At 43.6% G+C, this 20500-nt stretch carries 15 protein-coding genes; 8 read left to right on the top strand and 7 right to left on the bottom strand.

Annotated features, from left to right (window positions below):
• Nucleotides 1-110 precede the first annotated feature (110 nt).
• The 3 genes from ABD894_RS03100 (at nucleotide 111) to ABD894_RS03090 (ending at nucleotide 2908) form a co-directional block, all read left to right on the top strand.
• Nucleotides 111-797 carry an ABC transporter ATP-binding protein gene (locus ABD894_RS03100; RefSeq protein WP_345209516.1) on the top strand — a complete coding sequence of 229 codons (687 nt, stop codon included), beginning with the start codon at nucleotides 111-113 and terminating at the stop codon, nucleotides 795-797.
• A 3-nt stretch (nucleotides 798-800) separates the two neighbouring features.
• A complete protein-coding gene (locus ABD894_RS03095; RefSeq protein WP_345209515.1) occupies nucleotides 801-2216 on the top strand; it encodes a TolC family protein in 1416 nt (471 codons plus the stop codon).
• A 92-nt stretch (nucleotides 2217-2308) separates the two neighbouring features.
• Entirely contained in the window at nucleotides 2309-2908 is a 600-nt protein-coding gene (locus ABD894_RS03090) for a porin family protein (protein WP_345209514.1), read from the top strand.
• Nucleotides 2909-2986: 78 nt separating this feature from the next.
• Here ABD894_RS03090 and ABD894_RS03085 read toward each other — a convergent pair whose 3' ends face one another.
• The 4 genes from ABD894_RS03085 to ABD894_RS03070 all read right to left on the bottom strand — a co-directional run bounded on the left by ABD894_RS03085 (nucleotide 2987) and on the right by ABD894_RS03070 (nucleotide 6819).
• On the bottom strand, nucleotides 2987-4246 hold the full coding sequence (locus ABD894_RS03085; RefSeq protein WP_345209513.1) for a nucleoside permease: 1260 nt from the start codon (nucleotides 4244-4246) through the stop codon (nucleotides 2987-2989).
• A 196-nt stretch (nucleotides 4247-4442) separates the two neighbouring features.
• On the bottom strand, nucleotides 4443-5042 hold the full coding sequence (locus ABD894_RS03080) for a bifunctional nuclease family protein (protein ID WP_345209512.1): 600 nt from the start codon (nucleotides 5040-5042) through the stop codon (nucleotides 4443-4445).
• Between the two features lie 23 nt (nucleotides 5043-5065).
• Nucleotides 5066-6043, bottom strand: a complete 978-nt coding sequence (locus ABD894_RS03075; RefSeq protein ID WP_345209511.1) for an electron transfer flavoprotein subunit alpha/FixB family protein — start codon at nucleotides 6041-6043, stop codon at nucleotides 5066-5068.
• 38 nt (nucleotides 6044-6081) lie between these two features.
• A complete protein-coding gene (locus tag ABD894_RS03070) occupies nucleotides 6082-6819 on the bottom strand; it encodes an electron transfer flavoprotein subunit beta/FixA family protein (protein WP_345209510.1) in 738 nt (245 codons plus the stop codon).
• Between the two features lie 45 nt (nucleotides 6820-6864).
• Here ABD894_RS03070 and ABD894_RS03065 point away from each other — a divergent pair, with 45 nt between their 5' ends.
• From ABD894_RS03065 to ABD894_RS03050, 4 genes are all read left to right on the top strand, one after another.
• A complete protein-coding gene (locus ABD894_RS03065; protein WP_345209509.1) occupies nucleotides 6865-7206 on the top strand; it encodes a tetratricopeptide repeat protein in 342 nt (113 codons plus the stop codon).
• A 668-nt stretch (nucleotides 7207-7874) separates the two neighbouring features.
• Nucleotides 7875-10169, top strand: coding sequence for a glycoside hydrolase family 2 protein (locus ABD894_RS03060; RefSeq protein WP_345209508.1), 2295 nt, complete (start codon nucleotides 7875-7877; stop codon nucleotides 10167-10169).
• Between the two features lie 185 nt (nucleotides 10170-10354).
• Nucleotides 10355-11194, top strand: a complete 840-nt coding sequence (locus tag ABD894_RS03055) for an SDR family oxidoreductase (RefSeq protein WP_345209507.1) — start codon at nucleotides 10355-10357, stop codon at nucleotides 11192-11194.
• Between the two features lie 88 nt (nucleotides 11195-11282).
• On the top strand, nucleotides 11283-12092 hold the full coding sequence (locus ABD894_RS03050) for a helix-turn-helix domain-containing protein (protein WP_345209506.1): 810 nt from the start codon (nucleotides 11283-11285) through the stop codon (nucleotides 12090-12092).
• A 21-nt stretch (nucleotides 12093-12113) separates the two neighbouring features.
• On the opposite strand, the gene ABD894_RS03045 is transcribed toward ABD894_RS03050, so the two are convergent.
• The 3 genes from ABD894_RS03045 to recQ form a co-directional block, all read right to left on the bottom strand.
• Entirely contained in the window at nucleotides 12114-13664 is a 1551-nt protein-coding gene (locus tag ABD894_RS03045; protein ID WP_345209505.1) for a DHA2 family efflux MFS transporter permease subunit, read from the bottom strand.
• Between the two features lie 332 nt (nucleotides 13665-13996).
• On the bottom strand, nucleotides 13997-16735 hold the full coding sequence (locus ABD894_RS03040) for an outer membrane beta-barrel protein (protein ID WP_345209504.1): 2739 nt from the start codon (nucleotides 16733-16735) through the stop codon (nucleotides 13997-13999).
• A gap of 152 nt (nucleotides 16736-16887) precedes the next feature.
• Entirely contained in the window at nucleotides 16888-19080 is a 2193-nt protein-coding gene (gene recQ, locus ABD894_RS03035; protein WP_345209593.1) for a DNA helicase RecQ, read from the bottom strand.
• A 233-nt stretch (nucleotides 19081-19313) separates the two neighbouring features.
• Between recQ and ABD894_RS03030 the strand changes: the two genes are divergently transcribed.
• A complete protein-coding gene (locus ABD894_RS03030; protein ID WP_345209503.1) occupies nucleotides 19314-20399 on the top strand; it encodes a mannose-1-phosphate guanylyltransferase in 1086 nt (361 codons plus the stop codon).
• Nucleotides 20400-20500 lie beyond the last annotated feature (101 nt).

Raw genomic sequence — 20500 nt, 5'->3', positions numbered from 1 at the left:
AATTGATTATCAGTTGTATATGTATTTGGTATATTATTGATACATTAATGGTAAATCGGGTTTATATTTTTAATTTGCCGGCATCATTAACCATATACTAAAGTTTAAAAATGTTATCACTTCAACACATTTCAAAGTACTACCAAACTGGCGCAAGCAAAACATTTGTGCTTAATAATATCAGCCTCGAAGTTGATGAAGGCGAATTTGTATCTATCATGGGGCCATCGGGTTCGGGTAAATCAACCTTGCTAAACGTAATAGGCATGCTTGATGAGCCAACAGACGGTTTTCATTATTTTGCCGGGCAGGCCGTACACCAGTTAAAAGAAAAACAGCGTTCGGCTTTATATAAACAATACATCGGGTTCGTATTTCAGGCTTACCATTTAATTGATGAGCTTACCGTATACGAAAACATCGAAACTCCGCTCATCTATCAAAACATAAAAGGCTCTGAGCGTAAAGCTTTAGTGGCCGATATATTGGACCGCTTTCAGATAGTTGGTAAAAAAGACCTTTTCCCGGCGCAGCTATCAGGCGGACAGCAGCAGTTGGTGGGTATAGCCCGCGCGCTTATTGCCAAGCCTAAGTTATTACTGGCCGATGAGCCTACCGGTAACTTAAACTCAAAACAGGGCGAAGAAATTATGGAGCTTTTCCGTAAGCTGAACCAGGAGGATGGTGTAACCATTATACAGGTAACCCACTCCGAAAAAAATGCCGAGTTCGGCACCCGTATCATTAACCTTTTAGATGGCAAAGTGGAATCATCTAAAAACCTGAATAATAAATAAACAATGCGCTATTTAAAATACCTTTTATCTGCTTTTACTTTAATGCTGTCTGTATCGGCCTACAGCCAAACAGATTCCCTGCTTAACCTGCAACAATGCGTTGATATCGCCATAAAAAACAACCTTGATGTAAAGAGGAGCGAACTGGATATGCAAACCAGTCGCGTTTATTACAACCAGGCACGTGAAAACCTGTTGCCTACGCTAAACGGTAGCGTTAACCACTCCATCAGCAGCGGCCGCGACCCTTTCAGTAATGGTTCGTCGAGCGGATCAACTACCGCGGCAGATTATAGCCTGAACTCGGACTTAGTATTGTTTAATGGCTTATCACTGCAAAACAGCATCCGCCAAACATCACTGGCATACCAGGCAGGTAAAATGGATTTTCAGCAGGCAAAAGATAATATTACCCTGAACGTTATTACCGCTTATTTGCAGGTGCAAAACAATGTTGACCTGCTTACCCAGGCCACCGCGCAGGTTGATGTATCAAAAAAGCAGACCGAAAGGTTAAACATCATGAATAAAGAAGGTGGTGTTAAACCATCTGAATATTATGATGTAAAAGGCCAGCTGGCTACAGATCAGGTTACTTACATTAATGCTAAAAACGCGCTGGCTTTATCAAAACTAAACCTGCTGCAACTGATGAACGTGCCTTACAAAAGCAACATTCAGCTACAGCGTTTAAATGCCGAGCAACTGCCGGGCAAATATGTAAGTACCGAAGATGAGGTGTACAACAAAGCGCTGAGCGATCTTGCATTGGTTAAAGCAGCAACCCTGCGCAGGCAAAGTGCCGAAAAAGGCGTGAAGGCAGCTAAAGGCTCCCTGTTCCCTACTATCAGTATCGGTGGCGGTGTGGGTACAAGGTATTCGAGCGCGGCAAGGCTTACCAATTTCAGCGACTCATCAATTGTTAATACCGGTACATTTGTAACCTCAGCGGGGGTAAGGCAGCCGGTAAGCGCCGTTCAATATGGTTCTACCAAATATGCTTACTTTGATCAGCTGCGTAATAGTTACAATACCCAGTTCAATGTAGGTCTGCGGATACCAATATTGAATTACTTCCAGAATAGGAACAAAATAGCTTTAGCTAAAATACAACTGCTTGATGCCCAATACACCGAGCAAAATACGCTGGTCAAACTGAAACAGAACGTAGAACAGGCTTACCTGAACATGACGGCCGCTTACGAGCGTTACAGCGTAGTTACCGATCAGGTAGAAGCATTTGCCGAATCTTTCCGCATAGCGGAGATCAGGTTTAATGAGGGCGCGTTGAACTCGGTTGATTATGTGGTAGCTAAAAATAACCTCGACAGGGCGAACACCAGCCTCATTACCGCGAGGTACGACTATTTTATCCGCACCAAAATATTAGATTATTACCAGGGGAGATTATCGTTGTAATAAATTTTGTACTGAAAATCATTATAATTTCATGTAATTATCGTTATTTGTACAAAATTTCACGCTGCTAAACGATCAAATTCACAACCTATATGAAAAAATTACTCCTATCATTAAGTATCTTGTTAGGTACATCTTACCTGGCCTCGGCTCAACTTATCCCGAACGCGCAATTCGGCTTAAAAGCAGGTGTTAACTTATCAAGTTTTTCAACCAACAGCACTTTCAGCAGCGATAAACGCGCAGGCTATTTAGGCGGTGTATACGCCCGTATCGGCGGCTTGGGTTTTAACTTTCAGCCTGAGCTTTATGTTACAGGTAAAAACCTTACCATTAAAGACGGTACTAATGAAAATAAAGCTAAGTTCACCAGTTTGGATGTGCCGTTATTATTGGGTACTAAAGTTGGCGCTTTTGGCTTTGGCGGTCGTTTTTATGCAGGTCCGCTGGTGTCATTTAATATAAATGAAGATCAAAGTCTTGGTCAAGGGTTGAGTGATGCCGTAACTTTTAAAGACTACAAAAAACAAAATTTTGCGGCTGTAGTAGGTGCAGGTGTTGATATCAGAGATTTTTCGGTTGACCTTCGTTATGAAGCAGGATTAACCAAACAAAAATATAATGACGGTAATTCAAGCATCCGTGTAAGCTTGTTTACTTTAAGCGTAGCTTATAAATTGTTCTCGCTGTAAAAGAGAATTATAAAAAACAAAAGCCCTGCTGTAGATTTACAGCGGGGCTTTTTTATGCTTTGGATATTTGATGAAGGACTAAAAATGTTCAATTGCCTCTTTAAGCGCGGCGTTGTGTTTGTACCTGAAAACAAACGGAAATACAACCGCTATTACCAAGGCATAACCCGCGAATGTAAGCCAGATGCCTTGCCAGTTTTTACTTTGATCAGCCATGGTGAAGAATTTATCGATTACGAAACCGCTGGCAATACTGCCAAAAAATGCCCCGAAACCGTTTACCATCATCATAAAAACGCCTTGTACACTGCCGCGAATTTCGGGGGGACTTTGGGTTTCAACAAACAACGAGCCCGAGATATTAAAGAAATCGAAAGCCATGCCGTATACAATACATGAGGCGATGATCATCCATAAGCCATCGGCAGGGTCGCCAAAGGCAAATAAGCCGAAACGCAATACCCAGGCCAGCATACTGAACAGCATTACATACTTAATACCAAACCTGCGTAAAAAGAAGGGGATAGCGAGGATGAACAATGTTTCAGATATTTGCGATATCGACATAATGATAGCCGGATATTTCACCGCTATGGTATCCTTGTAAGCCGCTACTTTACTAAAATCATGAATGTAGGTATCACCGTAAGCATTGGTAAGCTGTAAGGCTGCACCCAGTAATAACGAGAAAGCGAAAAATATAGCGAAACGTGGTTTCTTGAACAGCGCGAAAGCATTTAAGCCCAAAAGATCAACAAATGATTTGCTGCCCACTTTTTTCATTAAAGGCGGCGCTTTTGGTAGTGTGAATGAGTAAACTCCCAATATTAAAGCGACAGCCCCGGCTATGTAAAATTGGTTGGCCGAAGTTTCATTATGCGTTAAGCTCACGGCCCATAGCGCGGCAATGAAGCCGATTGTTCCCCAGATACGGATAGGCGGATAATCTTTTACTACATCTTTATTACTGCCTTTTAGTGCCGAATAGGCAACCGTAATAGATAGTGAAAGGGTTGGCATGTAGAATACCATGTTGAGTAATATCACCCAAAAAAATGTGGAAGGATCCTGAACCATTGGCAGGCTGAACAATACCAGCGAACCCAGGATGTGCATAATACCGTATAGTTTTTCGGCATTGATAAACCTGTCGGATATAATACCGGTAAGTGCAGGCATAAACACTGCGGAAATACCCATGGTAGAAAAAATAGCCCCAAATTGCGCGCCCGACCAGTGTTTATTTTGAAACCAATATGCACCAATGGTGAGCAGCCAGGCTCCCCAAATAAAAAACTGCATAAAATTCATCAGTATTAAGCGGAACTTAATATTCATACGGTGCCCTGGTTTAAAAAAATGTAGTCAGTGTTAATTAAAAGCGGAAAATACTCAAATTAAGCGAATCAAAAAACAATAAAAATTGAATTTGACCGGAAAGGGAATGTTTTAAACTAACCAACGAATGATATAACTGCCGGTATTGACGCTATATCATTCGTTGGTCGGATTTTTTTCTGAAATATTATTGAAATTACGATGCCTTACGTTTATTCAGCTCATCGCGAATTTTGGCGGCTTTTTCATAAGCTTCTTCGGCAAGGGCTTCCTGCAACTTGGCTTTAAGCTCTTCGTCGCTTAATGAGGTATAGCTGCCGGTAGATGCTACCGACGTTTTTTCTTCTACAGGTTCATTAATGTTTTCGAGGTATACAAAATCATTACCTTCTATTACAATACCCGCAGTAGAGAGGATAAATTCGTAAGTGAAAATAGGGCAATCAAACCTTACCGATACCGCTATGGCATCAGATGTACGGGCATCAATTTCCATTACCCGCTTACCATCCGAGCAGATGAGCTTGGCGTAAAAAATGCCATCAACAAGGTTATAAATAATAATTTCCTGTACGGTAATATTATAGGCTTGTGCAAAGCTTTTAAACAGATCGTGCGTAAGCGGACGGCTTGGCGTCATCTTTTCTATCTCGATGGCTATGGCCTGCGCTTCAAAACTACCTATAATAATAGGCAGTCTGCGGCGCCCACTTACCTCACCTAAAACCAAAGCATACGCGCCGGATTGTGTTTGGCTGTAAGACAAACCTACAATATCCAGCTTTATTTTTTTCATGTTATTACCCATCGCAACAATCTTTATGCTACAGCTTTATGTTGTTTAATTGCTTCTATTAATTTTGGCACCACCTCAAAGGCGTCGCCTACAATGCCGTAATCGGCTACTTTAAAAAATGGCGCTTCGACATCCTTGTTGATCACCACAATCACCTTTGACGAGCTGATGCCCGCCAGGTGTTGTATAGCACCCGAAATTCCAATTGCAATATACAAATTTGGACTCACAGCTATGCCTGTTTGGCCAACATGTTCGCTATGGGGCCTCCAGCCCGCATCTGATACCGGTTTTGAGCAGGCCGTTGCGGCACCTAACAAAGCTGCCAGCTCCTCAATCATCCCCCAATTTTCGGGCCCTTTTAACCCACGACCGGCAGATACCACTATTTCGGCATCGGGTAATGAAACTTTGTCAGTTGAGCGCACAATTTCTTTCAGCAAAGCCTTAAAGTCACTTTCTTTAGTTTCAACGCTGAAGTCTTCCACCTGCGCGGTTGCGCCGGTTTCTACCACCTTGTAAGTATTAGGTGTAAGGGCGATCACTTTATTGGCCAATGTTAATTCGGTTAGCGCGAAAGCCTTGCCCGAGAAAGCGGTTTTCTTCACCACAAATTTGCCTCCGGTGGTATCGGGTAACGAAACCGCGCCGTCAATAAGGCCTGCATCCAATTTTACGGCAACACGCGGCGCCAGTCCGCGGCCTGAAAATGAATTGGATAGCACTACAATAGAAGCGCCCTCTTTTTTAGCAGCCTCGGCAATTACCGAAGCATAGGCCTGGTTAACAAAGTTCTTCAGCTTATCGTTACTTACGTTGAGTACTTTATCGGCACCGTACTTGCCCAAAGCGGCAAGTTCATCAGTGCTTACATCGCCAATTGATATAGCAGTTAACGAGGTGTTGTTTTGGTCGGCAATGGCACGTGCGTAGCTTACTGCTTCAAAAATGGACTTTTTGAATTTGCCCTCCGCATTTTCGGCATATATTAAAACTGGCATATTGATGTATAAATCAAAAAAAGTTCAAAAGGTTTTTATTATATCACACGGGCTTCGGTGTGCAATAGCTCAATAAGTTTGCCCGGGTTATCGGCAGGTATAAGGTTAACCTGTCCGCGTGGGGCAGGGGTTTCATAGCCTACAATAGTTGATGTAACCTGCACGCTAACCGGCTCAATAACAGCCAACGGTTTGGTACGTGCCGACATGATGCCCCGCATATTGGGTATTTTAGGTTCGGCCACGCCTTCGGCAGCGCCTGCTACAAATGGTAATGGTATGGTAAGTATTTCTTTGCCGCCTTCAATTTCGCGTTCCACAGTAGCGCTATCGCCCTCAACGTTTAGTTTTTTGATGATAGCTACCGATGGCAGATCAAGCAGTTCGCCCAGCATGGCAGCTACCTTTGAGCCATTATAGTCTATCGATTCGCGGCCGGTAAGTATCAGGTCGAATGGGTTGGCTTTCACATATTCGGCTATCTGGCTGGCTACAAACCAGGCATCCTGCGGTTGCGCGTTAACGCGCACGGCATCGGTAGCGCCAATGGCCAGCGCTTTGCGTATGGTTGGCTCGGTACCGGCTTCGCCCACATTAATAACGGTTACGGTGCCGCCATTGCCTTCGGTAAGCTCAATGGCGCGTGCAAGTGCTATCTCATCGTAAGGATTTATAATAAACTGAACGCCGTTTGTATTAAATTGCGTGTTGTTATCAGTAAAAGTTATTTTTGTGGTGGTATCAGGAACATTACTTATACATACCAGGATCTTCATAGAAATAGGTTTTTGCAAATTTAGTTAAAAAAGACAGAGTTTAAAATGCAGGGAAGCAGATTAGAGAAGCTATTAGAATTTATAAAGAACGAGCCTAACGACGAATTTTTGAAATACGCGCTGGCTACAGAATACCTTAATTTAAACGATGTTGAAAAGGCCTTGTTTTATTATGAAGACCTGGTGACCAATCATCCCGGCTATACCGGTACATATTACCATCTGGGTAAGCTCTACGAAGCGCTTAACCGAACTGATGATGCTATACGTACTTACGAAACCGGTATGGAGATTACCAAGCAAAAACGTGATATGCACGCCTTCTCCGAACTGAAAGCCGCTTACGTACAGGCTGCCGGTATTGAGGAAGATGATGACGATTATTAATTTAGGAAAAACGCATCCATAGTCATTTGGAGGTACGAAGCAAGCTCTTCGCATTGTGTGCTTCCTATACAAATTACGTCATTGCGAGGAACGAAGCAATCTCTACTTAGGTTTGGTTTGTGCTGTGATTAACGTTGGTCTGCTCATTGCCGCAGGGGCTATTACTTTTGTCGCCACAAAAGGTAACAAAAACCCTTGTCCAGCAAAAGGCTTCTTTGCCGCACGAGGCCATTGCCCTGCAAACCGTGCAGAACTTAGGGCTGGGACTTTTGCCCCGACGCTCATTTCCCAGCTCACATGCAATAAGTTCTCTATGCCCGCCTTTGCGCTTGTGGCTACCGCAGTTCTTCCCGCTTTCGCCCGAAGCTGTTCGCTGACGGAGAACACAGCCCATGTCCTTTGCACTCTTGGCCTCCAAATTTCCGACCGTTTTCGCCCGAAGCAGTTTGTTGACGGATAACACAACCTATCTCGATTTCATTTTGATACTATACAGCGAATAATTGAGAATTTAAGCCGAACTTAAATTTTGCCTATTGCCTATTTTCGGCATTGTAAATAAATCTTTATTATGAATAGTGTAGTTATCTGCAAAGGGCATATAGCTGATGGCGTAACTGCATCTGTAAAATGTTATCTTGAAAAATCATTTCAATCACCACCACACCATGACCAATAAATTCAGATCGCGGATTATTCGTATTTGCTGCCTATTCGCCAGCCTCTTAGCCGGTTGTGTATCGCACGCGCAGGACTGGACCATGAAAAAGGCTCCCCTCATGACCAAATGGGCAGCCGATATCAATGTAAACAGCCCGCTGCCCGAGTATCCGCGCCCGCAAATGGTACGTAAAGACTGGCTGAACCTCAACGGACTTTGGGAGTTTAAAAGCGGCAAGGCCAGTGATGCAGTGCCTGTAGGTGATAAACTGCCCGGTAAAATACTGGTGCCGTACCCGGTAGAGTCGGCACTTTCGGGTGTAATGGAACACCACGATAGGCTATGGTACCGCCGCACATTTACTGTTCCGCAGGCATGGGGTAATAAACGTGTACTGATGCACTTTGGCGCTACTGACTGGGAAGCCGAAGTATATATTAACGGCAAAAGCCTGGGTGTACACAAAGGAGGTTATGATGAGATTAGCCTGGATGTTACTCCTTACCTCACAAAAAATAAAGAGCAGGAAGTGTTAGTAAGGGTTTACGACCCAACCGAGGGATACGGTCAGCCACGTGGCAAGCAGGAAAATCCACCGCATGGCAATCTCATTATGTATACCCCGGTAACCGGTATTTGGCAAACGGTTTGGATTGAACCTGTGCAAAACATCAGCATAAAACATTTAAAACTGGTGCCCGATGTGGATGGAAACCGTTTAAAAATAAAGGTAGATACCGCCGGAACCGGTAATAATATTCAAATGGTGGCTACCGTGAAAGATGGGGGCAAAGTGATCGGTACGGTGTCGGGTAATGCAGGTGCCGAACTGTCTATCCCCGTTAAAAATGCCAAATTGTGGTCGCCTGATAATCCGTTTTTGTACGATTTAACTGTGGAGGTAAAAAGCGGCAACATCATCGTTGATAAAGTGGACAGCTATTTTGGTATGCGCAAGATCAGCGTTGAGCAGGTGGGCAATGTTAAAAAGATCTTCCTGAATAATAAACCGCTGTATAACCTTGGTTTTTTAGATCAGGGTTTTTGGCCCGATGGTATTTACACCGCACCTACAGATGAAGCGTTAAAGTTTGATGTGCAGGTTCAGAAAGATTTTGGCTATAATATGGTGCGTAAGCACATAAAGGTAGAGCCGCAGCGCTGGTATTACTGGGCCGATAAACTGGGTTTAATGGTTTGGCAGGACATGCCATCGGCTAATTCGTACAGGCATAACCCGCCGCCGGTAGATACGGTACAATACCGAAAAGAATTGGAGCGTATGGTTGACGGCAGGTTTAACAGTCCGGCTATTGTTACCTGGGTGCTGTTTAACGAAACTCAAGGCCAAAAAGCAAGTGATGGCAGCAATTTAACACAGCGTATGTACGATGTTGTAAAAGCGAAAGATCCAAACCGGCTTGTTAACCCTGCCAGCGATAATATTTATAAAGATTATATAGGCGATATACTTGATTATCACTCATACCCCGGCCCTAAAGCGGTTGATAGTAAAACCATGGCTACGGCCTGCGGCGAATTTGGCAGTGTTGGCTTGGTGCTAAACGGGCACGAATGGCTGGCCGGAAAAGGTGTAAGCGGCATTATGGTGAAAACCGCTAAAGAACTGGAAGATACCTACGAAACATACATTAATATGCTGGCCGAATTTAAGGCGAAAAATGGCATGAGTGGCGCTGTATTTACGCAATTGGCCGATGTGGAACAGGAGATCAACGGCTTCTTAAGTTACGATCGTGTTTCGAAAGTGAACATCCCTAAAGTTAGGGCGATGAACGAGCGGCTGATCAACCAAACCATCGCTGACACACAGCAGTTACTGCCCGATGCTACAACTACCGCGCAGGTTTGGAAGTATACTGTTACGCAGCCATCAGCCGACTGGTTTAAACCCGATTTTAAAACCGCAGGCTGGAAAAGCGGTAAGGGTGGATTCGGGGCAGGTTCGCCGCCTAACAGTATTGTAAATACCGAATGGAATACAGGCGATATTTGGCTTCGTAAAGAGTTTAAAACGGGCAAATTAACCGCAAGCGATTTAGATAATATATCCTTCCATATTTATCACGATGAGGATTATGAGATCTATTTGAATGGCATTTTGGTGGCCTCGGCTAAGGGCTATACATCTAACTACGTCACGGTGCCACTGTCTGCCGATGCTAAGAAAGTGTTGAAGCCTAATGCCATTAACACAATAGCGGTACACTGCCATCAAAATGGAGGTGGGCAGTATATTGATGTAGGCTTGTTCAAGGTTAATTATAAGTCGGATAGATAATATACAAGCGATAAAATAATATTCAGTTAAACAAGGCTAAGTGATCATATCGCTTGGCCTTGTTTGGTTTATCATGTAATTGTAAGGGTTATATTATGGGCTTCTCAATAAAGTAAATTCGGTCTTGTCAACAAAGTATCCGGGCTGTTTTGCATGCAACTTTGTATTATACAAAATCAAATAAAATGAGCAAAACAGTTTTAATAACAGGATCGTCATCAGGTATAGGTAAGGCGGCAGCCAAATTTTTTCATCAAAAAGGCTGGAATGTAATAGCCACCATGCGTTCGCCCGAAAAGGAAACGGAATTACAGGATCAGGATAACTTTTTGATAACACGTTTAGATGTGCAAAAGCCCGATACCATTAAGGCAGCGGTAGAGGCAGGTATTGCCAGGTTTGGCAGTATCGATGCCTTGGTAAACAACGCGGGCTATGGCCAATATGGAGTGTTTGAATCGTTAACACCGGCAATAATACAGGAGCAGTTTGATGTAAACGTATTTGGGGTAATGAATACCATACGCGAAGTGCTGCCTCATTTTCGTGAGCGTAAAGCCGGTACTATATTAAATATTAGTTCGGGGGCGGGGCGTTTCACATTGCCCATCATATCGATGTATTGCGCTTCAAAATTCGCGCTGGAAGGTTTTTCGGAAGCTTTATCGTTCGAGTTGGCGGCTTTAAATATCGGCGTTAAAATTATTGAACCGGGCGGTACCAGTACCAATTTTATTGCCGAAAGCGCGCAGCGTTTCGCATGTAAAGAAGGCTTGGGCGAGTACGATAATTTTTTAGCCGCGGCAAGCCAAATGTTCGATAGTTTGAAAGAGATGCAATTGGCCACTGCCGAAGAAGTTGCCGAAGTAATTTACAACGCCGCTACCGATGGTACCGATACCCTGCGTTATGTAGTAGGCAACGATGATTTTAAACAGCGCCTGGCCAACCGCTTAACCATGCCCGATCAGGATTATATCAATTCGGTTAAAAATGGTTACTTGAAATACATGCAGGCCGAATAACATTAAATTATAATATCATGTTAAACACTTGTAATGATGAACTTTAATTATTGCAGCTGTTTAACATTCGCTTACCGATATTTGCCTTATGGTTATGGATTCAAACAACAGCAGCGATAATTACGCCTGCCATACATCGCCCCAGATATCTAAAGAGCAGTTTATTCCCGAACATGTTTTTAGTTACCTGGTAGCGGGCACCATGACTGTTTTTGACAGCAATGGCTCGTGGGATATACAAGCCGGCGAATACATTATTTACACCCGTAACAGTTTTGGCCGTTATATAAAATCACCGCCGCCCGGCGGCGATTTTAAGACCATCTCTATTTTTTTGAACCAGGAATTTCTGCGTGGCTTTAGTAAGGAGTATGGTTATGTAGCCGATGGTGTGGTGGATAAGCCTACCGTTATCAAATTGAATCCCGAGCCCTTATTGGCTAACTTTGTGCAATCGGTACAACCATACCTGCATCTTAAAAGAGATGATTATAACAGCTTTCTTTCACTGAAAATGAGTGAGGTCACACTAATCCTATTGAAGCAAAACCCGGCTTTGAAAAACATCCTGTTTGATTTTAGCGACCCGGGAAAAATTGATCTTGAACAATTCATGAACCGTAATTTCAGATTCAATGTAAGTATGGAGCGGTTCGGCTACCTCGCCGGGCGAAGCCTAACCACCTTTAAGCGCGATTTTGAGCGGATATTCCATAGTTCACCCGGCAGGTGGCTGCTTGATAAACGATTGACTGAAGCGCACCACCTTATTACGGAAGAGCATCAAAAACCATCAGAAGTGTATTTGCAGGTCGGTTTTGAAGACATTACCCATTTTTCGTACGCGTTTAAAAAGAAGTACGGTGTATCGCCCAGTCAGCTTAAAAAAAGCGCCTGACAGGCGGCTTTGTCCATCCAATTAGTGATCGGATGATGGTATCACCAACGCCCGCTTTTTGTCGCGTTTAGCAACAAATAACAGCAATGGCAGCACCACCACAAAAAATAAACCGATGAGTAAATAAGCGTCGAGATAACTGGAAAAGGAGGATTGTTTTACCACTACCTTTTCCAACAATTGCAGCGCTTTCTGGTGCGCGTCGAGCAAGCTGGCTCCCTTTTGCTGAAAGGCATGCGTGTAGGTATTTATACGGTTGGTAGTTTCGGTATTAAAGGCGGAGATGTTACTGATCATATCGGTACGATGCGATGCAACCCGGCGTGCCACGTAAGTATTAATTACAGATATACCGAACGAACCGCCCAATTGCCGCATCATATTATTAAGCGCTGTTCCCTGTGGCATATCCTTCGGTTCCAGCGACGATACGGCAAGCGTACCCAGCGGTACAGTAAGCAAGGCCATGCCAATAGCCCTGAAAATGAGGTTAAGTGAAATGGACGAACCCGGTGTGTCCATATTAATGCCCGACATGGCCCAATTAAAATAAATAAAACACAGAAAGCCGAACAGCACAATGAGGGCAGGTGATACACCCTTTTGCAGCAGCTTCCCCGTAACTATAAGCGCCAGTACGGCAATAATAGAGCCGGGCAACAGCAACTCGCCGGATTGCGTAGGAGTGAAGCCCAGCAGCCTTTGCGCCACAACAGGAGTGAGGTAAATGGAAGTATACATGCCGATGCCGGTAATAAAGGTGAGCACGGCTGCTATACTTAAAGACCGGCTTCGTAATATCCGCAGGTTAACCACCGGGTTGGGTGTTACCAATTCCCACCAAACAAATATGGATAGCGATACAACTGCCAGTATAGAAAGAAATACGATATAACCCGCGGAAAACCAATCGTCGGTTTCGCCGCGTTCCAGTACCGTTTGCAGCGAGCCGATGCCTATGGTAAGCAAGATAATGCCGAGCCAGTCGATACTGTTTGCTTTGGGTTTAACAGCAGGTTCAAACAGCAGGAAATAGCATAAAATAGCGGTAGCAATGCCAATGGGAACGTTGATGTAAAAGATCCATGGCCATGAATAGTTCTCTGTAATATAACCGCCCAATGTAGGGCCAATTGTTGGCCCGATGAATACACCTATACCAAACAAGGCGCTGGCTGTGGCTTGCTTTTCTTTCGGAAATAACTCATACACCACCGTTGCCGATACCGAAAGCAAAGCTCCGCCACCCAAACCCTGCATAAAACGAAAGGCCACCAGTTCCCAAATGTTGGTAGCGTTACCGCACATAAAGGAGCAAATGGTAAATAAAATGATAGAACCGATATAATAATTGCGCCGCCCAAGGTTGTTCACCAAAAAGCTGGTCATAGGGATGATGATCACATTGGCAATAGCGTAGGAGGTAATCACCCACGATGTATCTTCGAGCGTGGCACCCAAATTGCCGCTCATATAATTAAGGGCAACGTTTACAATAGAGGTATCTATCAGTTCCATAATAGCGGCGGCAATTACAGTAATGAGCAAGATCTGGCGTTTTACAGGATTCATAAATAATACTTATCGGTATATTTTATAATATAACTATTTGTGCTTTTTTATTAAAAGATTAAAAGTTTACAAAAATACCAATTGGTATTAAATTAAAGTCGATTGTTTGTCATAAAAGGGGGAGGAGAGGTGAAAGCTAAAAGGAGAAAGCTGAAAGGTAAGAGGAGGAAGCAGAAAAGCTCGCTCTTTGCGCAGCAGAGAGAGAAGTCGAGCGAAGCGACGACAGGGGAGATTGCCGCTAATAATACATCTATAATGCTCCGCTACTGGAACTGCCAGATTTCACCCCTGAAACCTCAATCCCCTACAACTTACAACACACAACTTACAACCTATTTCGTGCTCAACTTATTAAACTTATAAGTATACGTTAGCATGAAATACCTTTTGAGGGTATTGTTTTGGGTATCGTATACGGAGTTGGTGCCGGTGTAGCGGTAAACGCTAATGTTTTGGTCGAATACGTCGTATACGGTCAGTTTAATTTCGCCGCGGTCTTTTGCCAGCATTTGCAGGGCAAGTGATGAACTTACCACGTTTACTCCTTTGCGGAAACCATCGGTTATTTGCGAGCTGTAATTATAATCCTGCTTGGTTTCCCATATTATCTTTTTCGGGAAGCGCACCAGCAGACTGTTGTTCAGATTGAAGTTACGGGTGTATACCTTTTTAAAATCGTCATAATCGTACCTGGTATCGGCCTCCCTAAAGCCCGCGCCAACGTTCAGTTCTACCTTATCCTTCCAGTTCACATTAAAGTTTTCGCTGATACCCATGGTAAGGTTCTTCTGCCAGCCTTCCACATCGTTCAGCAGGTTGAGGTTTTGGCCATAATACGCGTAGGCTGATGTAGAAACACCGGCCTGCCAGTCTTTAGTCTTTTTAAATTGCTTACCAACACTCAAATAACCGTTGATATTTGGCCTGCCATCGCGGTTTACCATAGTACTGGTTTGCGCGCCATCACTTTTTATGGTTTGCTTGCTAACAGTAGTATTTTTAGCCATGGAGTACGAGAGGTAGGCATTAAAGCTAATCTGCTTTTCGTTATTGTAAGCCCAATAACTTAAGCTCGCGTTGGTATTGGTGGTAGGTTTCAAATCGGGGTTACCGGTATAACTATACAATGGACTATACACAATAGTAACCGGCTGTAAAGCCGAGATCCAGGGCTGCTCGATCCCTTTATCGTAACTCAAAGAGAAACTTCCCGCCTCTATCCTAAAAGTTGGCAGCAGGAAAAAATAACGCTGATTAAGCTTGCTGTAACTAAAATTGTTCTCTATTTGCTGCCATTGGTGATTAAGTCCGGCAATTATCGATATCTTTTTGGTAAGCTGATAGGTTATGCCCGGTTTAACGCCTTCGTTCCATTGTTTGCGGGTAAGGTCGCTGCTTTGCAGGGGCAGCAAAATATCGTAGCGCTCAGTACTGTCATTACGCTTGAAGTTGAGCAGTTGCTCCTTGTTGCGGTTATAGTTTCCCCAGGTTACAATATCAACCGTCAACTTCTTTGTTATCGGATAGCGGTAGCTCAAATTAATACTGGCGGCTATACCATTCCTGTTGTTGACCGCCAATTGCCGTTGCGATTCGGATGGTGTGGTGGGCAAATAAGATATTACATCGTTATTATTATATCCCCTATCGTTGCTTGGATTTATTTGCAGGTTGTGCGATATCGTGAACGACCCACCCTTATTAGTACGCGATCTTTTATTGAAGTAAAAATCCTGTGAAAAGCTCTTCGAATTCGTGCTGTTTACATTATTACCCCGGCTTTCGTTTGCCCGTTCGCGCATGCTGGTATCCCGAACAGTGAGATCGGTGCTGCCAAAAGAATCATAAACACTATTGCCCGAATTGAGGGTAAATTTAGGCGTATAACGCAGGCTGCGCAAGGTATCGGGATTCCACTCCACCAGTCCGCTAACACTGTGCGAATAGTTTTTATCGCGACTGCTATAGCGCGACGAAGACAGCAAGGTGGTATCGTTTTTCAGGAACTGCTGCCCGAAGTTTGAAGTTTCGCCAACGCTGCTGCGCTCGGTTATAAAGTAGAGCAGGTTCATCTTTAGCTTTTTGCCGTAGTCGGTATTCAGGTTGAAGCCGCCGGAAGTGATCTTCTCGATACCCCCACCCCAGTTTCGCCCGCCTGTATTGACGGAGCCGTTATACAACGCGTCGCCGCCGCTGCGGTTAAAGCCGCCTTGTGAGTACAGTTCTTCATTTGAAAAGGCGGTGCGGTTCAGGTTATTGCTTAGCCCGATAACACTCAATTGCAAAGTATCCCGAAACATATTGAACAAGCCCCCGGTTTCGTACCTGTCGCGGGTACCGCCGCCGGCGAATACTTTACCGAATATGCTTCGCTTGATGGCCTTTTTCAGTTTGATATTGATAATCTTAGGCACCTTAGTTTCACTGACCAGGTGATCGGGATCGTTCTGCCTGTCATCGTACACCTGTATTTGGGCCACTACTTCGGCATCAAGGTTGCGGGTAGCCACTTTAGGGTCGTTGCCAAAAAACTCCTTACCATCAATCAACAGCTTACTTACCGTTTTGCCGTTAACGGTAATGCTGCCGTCTTTGTTTACCTGTACACCGGGCAACTTTTTAAGCAGTTCTTCCACCACCGCATTCGGCCGGGTTTTAAAGGCCTCGGCATTAAACTCGATGGTATCCTTATTCATCATTACAGGTATGCGTTCGCCCTTAATGGTTACCTCGTCCATCATTTTGGTACTTAGCGCTATATCCCCCAGATCGTTAGTACCGCCCTCCTTAAAATTGAATATTTTACGATAGCTTTTGTAGGATACAAAGGATACCAACAGCTTTATTTCGCGCTGTAAAGGCAAATTATGCAGTTCAAACTCGCCTGTTTTTTTAGTAAGGGTGTATGATATAAGTGAGGAATCGCTAACGTTTAAAACGGCTACGGTTGCAAATTCGAGTGGGGTTTTCTCTACCGAATCTACAATTTTACCTTTTATGGTTACGCGGTTTTGTGCAAGGCATATTGATACACTGGTGGTAAGCAGCATCAATAGTATAAGTTTTTTCATCCAGGCTTTTGTGATAAGAAATTGCAAGTGTTTAAATGTAACACTGACAGCAATTATACAATATTAAACGCTATGTAAATGCTAAAAATTGTTAAATAAAAGCGGCCGGTAAAAAATTTACCGGCCGCTTAATATTATATATTGATATGGGATTAATTACCCAATTCAGACATGAATTTGATGCGCATTAACTGTACTTCTTCGCGGGTGTAATCATCAGCGCCCAAATCAATTAAAGCCTGGTCTATCGAGTCGTTATCGGCGGTTTTAAAGTAATCGAATACTTCGTCCTGCTTATCCTCATCAATTACCTCGTCAATAAAATAATTAAGGTTAAGTTTGGTACCCGAGTTTACTATCGATTCAACCTCGCGTAGTATCTCTTCGTACGATAAGCCTTTTGAAGCGGCAATATCATCCAGGTTTAAATGCCTGTCGATATTTTGGATAATGTATACCTTAAGGGCCGATTTGTTAGCGGCACTTTTGATCACCATATCAATAGGGCGGTCAATATCGTTATCCTCTACGTATTTCTTAATCAGCTCGATAAACGGCGCGCCGAATTTCGAGGCTTTACCCGCGCCTACGCCAGAGATTTGTTTCAGCTCGTCGGTTGATACCGGGTAATGCGTGCACATCTCTTCCAACGATGGATCCTGGAAGATTACGAACGGAGGAAGACCTTTTTGCTTGGCTATCTTTTTACGCAGATCTTTCAGCATTTGCAGTAACTGCGCATCTAAAGCGCCGCCGCCTTGTTTAGGGCCATCTTCGCTGTCATCATCGTCGGCAGCCTCAATTATCCTGTTCAGGATGAAGCGGATGCTGTAAGGGTTCTCAATAAAATCGTTACCTTTTTCGGTAAGGCGTAACAGTCCGTATTGGTCAATATCTTTCGACAAGAAATTATCCAGTAATGCTTGTCTTAACAGCGAGTTCCAAAGGTTTTCACCATCTTCTTTGCCCGATGCAAAGTAAGGCAGCGTATCGTGCTCGTAATTACGCACCTGCGGATTATCGGCACCGATAAGAATATCGATAATGTAACGGTCGTCAAACTTTTCGCCTATCTGCTTGATCAGGCTTAAAGCCTTATGTAGATGCGATTCGCCGTCGAAGTAAGTTCTTGGCGCGCTGCAATTATCGCACATGCATGCACAGGTAGCCTCTTCAAAGTTTTCGCCAAAGTAATGCAATATCTGCTTACGGCGGCATACCGATGATTCGGCGTAATCAATAACTTCTTTTAGTATCTGGGTACCAATTTCACGTTCGGAAACCGGTTTATCTTTCATAAACTTTTGCAGCTTATCAATATCCTTTTGCGAATAGAAAGCCACACAAACACCCTCGCCGCCATCACGACCGGCACGGCCTGTTTCCTGGTAATAACCCTCCATGCTTTTAGGCACATCGTGGTGTATTACGTAACGAACATCGGGTTTATCGATCCCCATACCGAAAGCTATGGTAGCAACAATTACTTCCACATCTTCCATCAGGAACTTGTCCTGCGTATCGGCACGTACTTTAGGGTCTAAACCGGCATGGTAAGGTAAAGCACGTACACCGTTGAGGTTAAGCGCTTCGGCCACTTCCTCAACCTTTTTGCGGCTAAGGCAATAAATAATGCCCGATTTACCCTGGTTTTGTTTTACAAACTTTACAATTTCTTTAATTACGGTACGTTTTGCACGCACCTCGTAAAACAGGTTTGAACGGTTGAACGATGATTTGTACACCGTTGCGTTGTTCATTTGTAAGTTCTTTTGAATATCGTGCTGCACTTTCGGGGTAGCAGTTGCGGTAAGCGCTATGATCGGGATATTTTCGCCGATATTGCTGATCACCTGGCGTATTTTACGGTATTCGGGGCGAAAATCGTGCCCCCACTCTGATATACAGTGCGCCTCATCCACCGCCACAAACGACACCTGGTTAAGACGTAAAAAGTCAACATTTTCCTGCTTCGTAAGCGACTCGGGCGCTACGTAAAGCAATTTAGTTTTTCCGCTTAAAACATCCTCTTTTACCCTTGCGGCTTCAGATTTTGTTAGCGATGAATTTAAGAAGTGTGCTATGCTGTCAGATCCGCCGAATGCCCTTAACTGGTCAACCTGGTTTTTCATCAAAGCAATAAGAGGAGAAATTACAATGGCGGTACCTTCGCTCATCAGCGCAGGCAGTTGATAACACATGGATTTACCCCCGCCTGTTGGCATGATAACAAAGGTATCATTACCGGCAAGAATATTTGTTATAATCGATTCTTGTTCCCCCTTAAAATTATCAAAACCGAAAAAATTTTGGAGATTATCAAAAAGCGACTTTTTAGTCTCTATCATTACTTAGTGTGTGTGCTTGAAAATTAAAAGTTCAAAGTAACATTTTTTTTTAAATAAACGATATGTTTACATTAAAATTTTATACAAAAATGATTAAATAATGAAAAACAATTTATTGATTTAAACATTATAAATTGCGGTACCATTGCCGGGGCGATTTAATGTGTATTTTACAAATTAATGCACACCTTTGCCGGAGCATACCAGTTTTAAAATATTTCTACTTTTTCATGAATAAAAATTATTACGCCATTATTATGGCAGGTGGTATAGGAAGCCGCTTTTGGCCTATCAGCCGTACGTCGCATCCTAAACAATTTATCGATATACTGGGCACCGGTAAAACCCTCATTCAAAACACTTACGATCGCTTTTTAAAGATCTGTCCGAAAGAAAATATTTTTGTAGTAACCAACGAGAACTATACCCAACTGGTAAAAGCGCAACTGCCCGACATGGCCGACAACCAAATACTTACCGAGCCGGTTATGCGTAATACCGCCCCTTGTGTGGCCTACGGTTGTTTCAAAATTGAAAGCCAAAACCCCGATGCCGCTATTGTGGTAGCACCATCAGATCACCTGATACTGGATGAAGCGGCTTTCATCACCGCCATTGAAAAATCGCTACAAACAGCCACCGAAAATAAGTGCCTCATCACCCTTGGTATTAAGCCATCGAGACCTGATACCGGTTATGGTTATATTCAGTATACCGATCAAACCATTAAAGAGGAATTTCATAAAGTAAAAACATTTACCGAAAAACCCAATATTGAACTGGCGCGCACTTTTATACAAAGCGGCGATTTTTTGTGGAACGCCGGAATATTTGTATGGTCGGCAAGTAACATCGTAAACGCGTTCAGCAATTACCTGCCCGATATGCACGAGATCTTCGCCGATGCCCGTGCCGTTTACAATACCGAAAATGAAAAGAGCCACATACACAAAGCCTACCAGCAATGCACCAATATCTCGATAGATTACGGCATTATGGAAAAGGCAGAAAATGTATACGTGCTACCATCGGAATTCGGATGGTCTGACCTGGGTACCTGGGCCTCTATTTACGATCTTACCGAAAAAGATTACGTGGGGAACGCCGTTATTCCGTCGGAAAAAGTGATCATGTACGATTCATCAAACTGTATGGTAAATGTACCCGAAGACAAGCTGGTAATTTTACAGGGTCTGCACGATTTTATCGTGGTAGAATCAAACAACACCCTCCTCATTTGCCCCCGCGACCAGGAGCAGAATGTAAAACAAGTAGTAGCCGATGTTAAACAGAATTTCGGCACGAAGTATATTTAACCCCCCGGCCCCCTGAAGGGGGAGCTTTTGAGAAGCAAGAGTAAAGATTAAGGATACAAGACAAAAGAAAGCCGATCAGTGACAAACTGATCGGCTTTCTT

The sequence above is a fragment of the Mucilaginibacter gynuensis genome, from assembly GCF_039541195.1.
In the GTDB taxonomy this organism is placed as follows: domain Bacteria; phylum Bacteroidota; class Bacteroidia; order Sphingobacteriales; family Sphingobacteriaceae; genus Mucilaginibacter; species Mucilaginibacter gynuensis.
The sequence above is the reverse complement of the archived record's forward strand: the minus strand, read 5'-3'. Positions and strand labels throughout refer to the sequence as shown.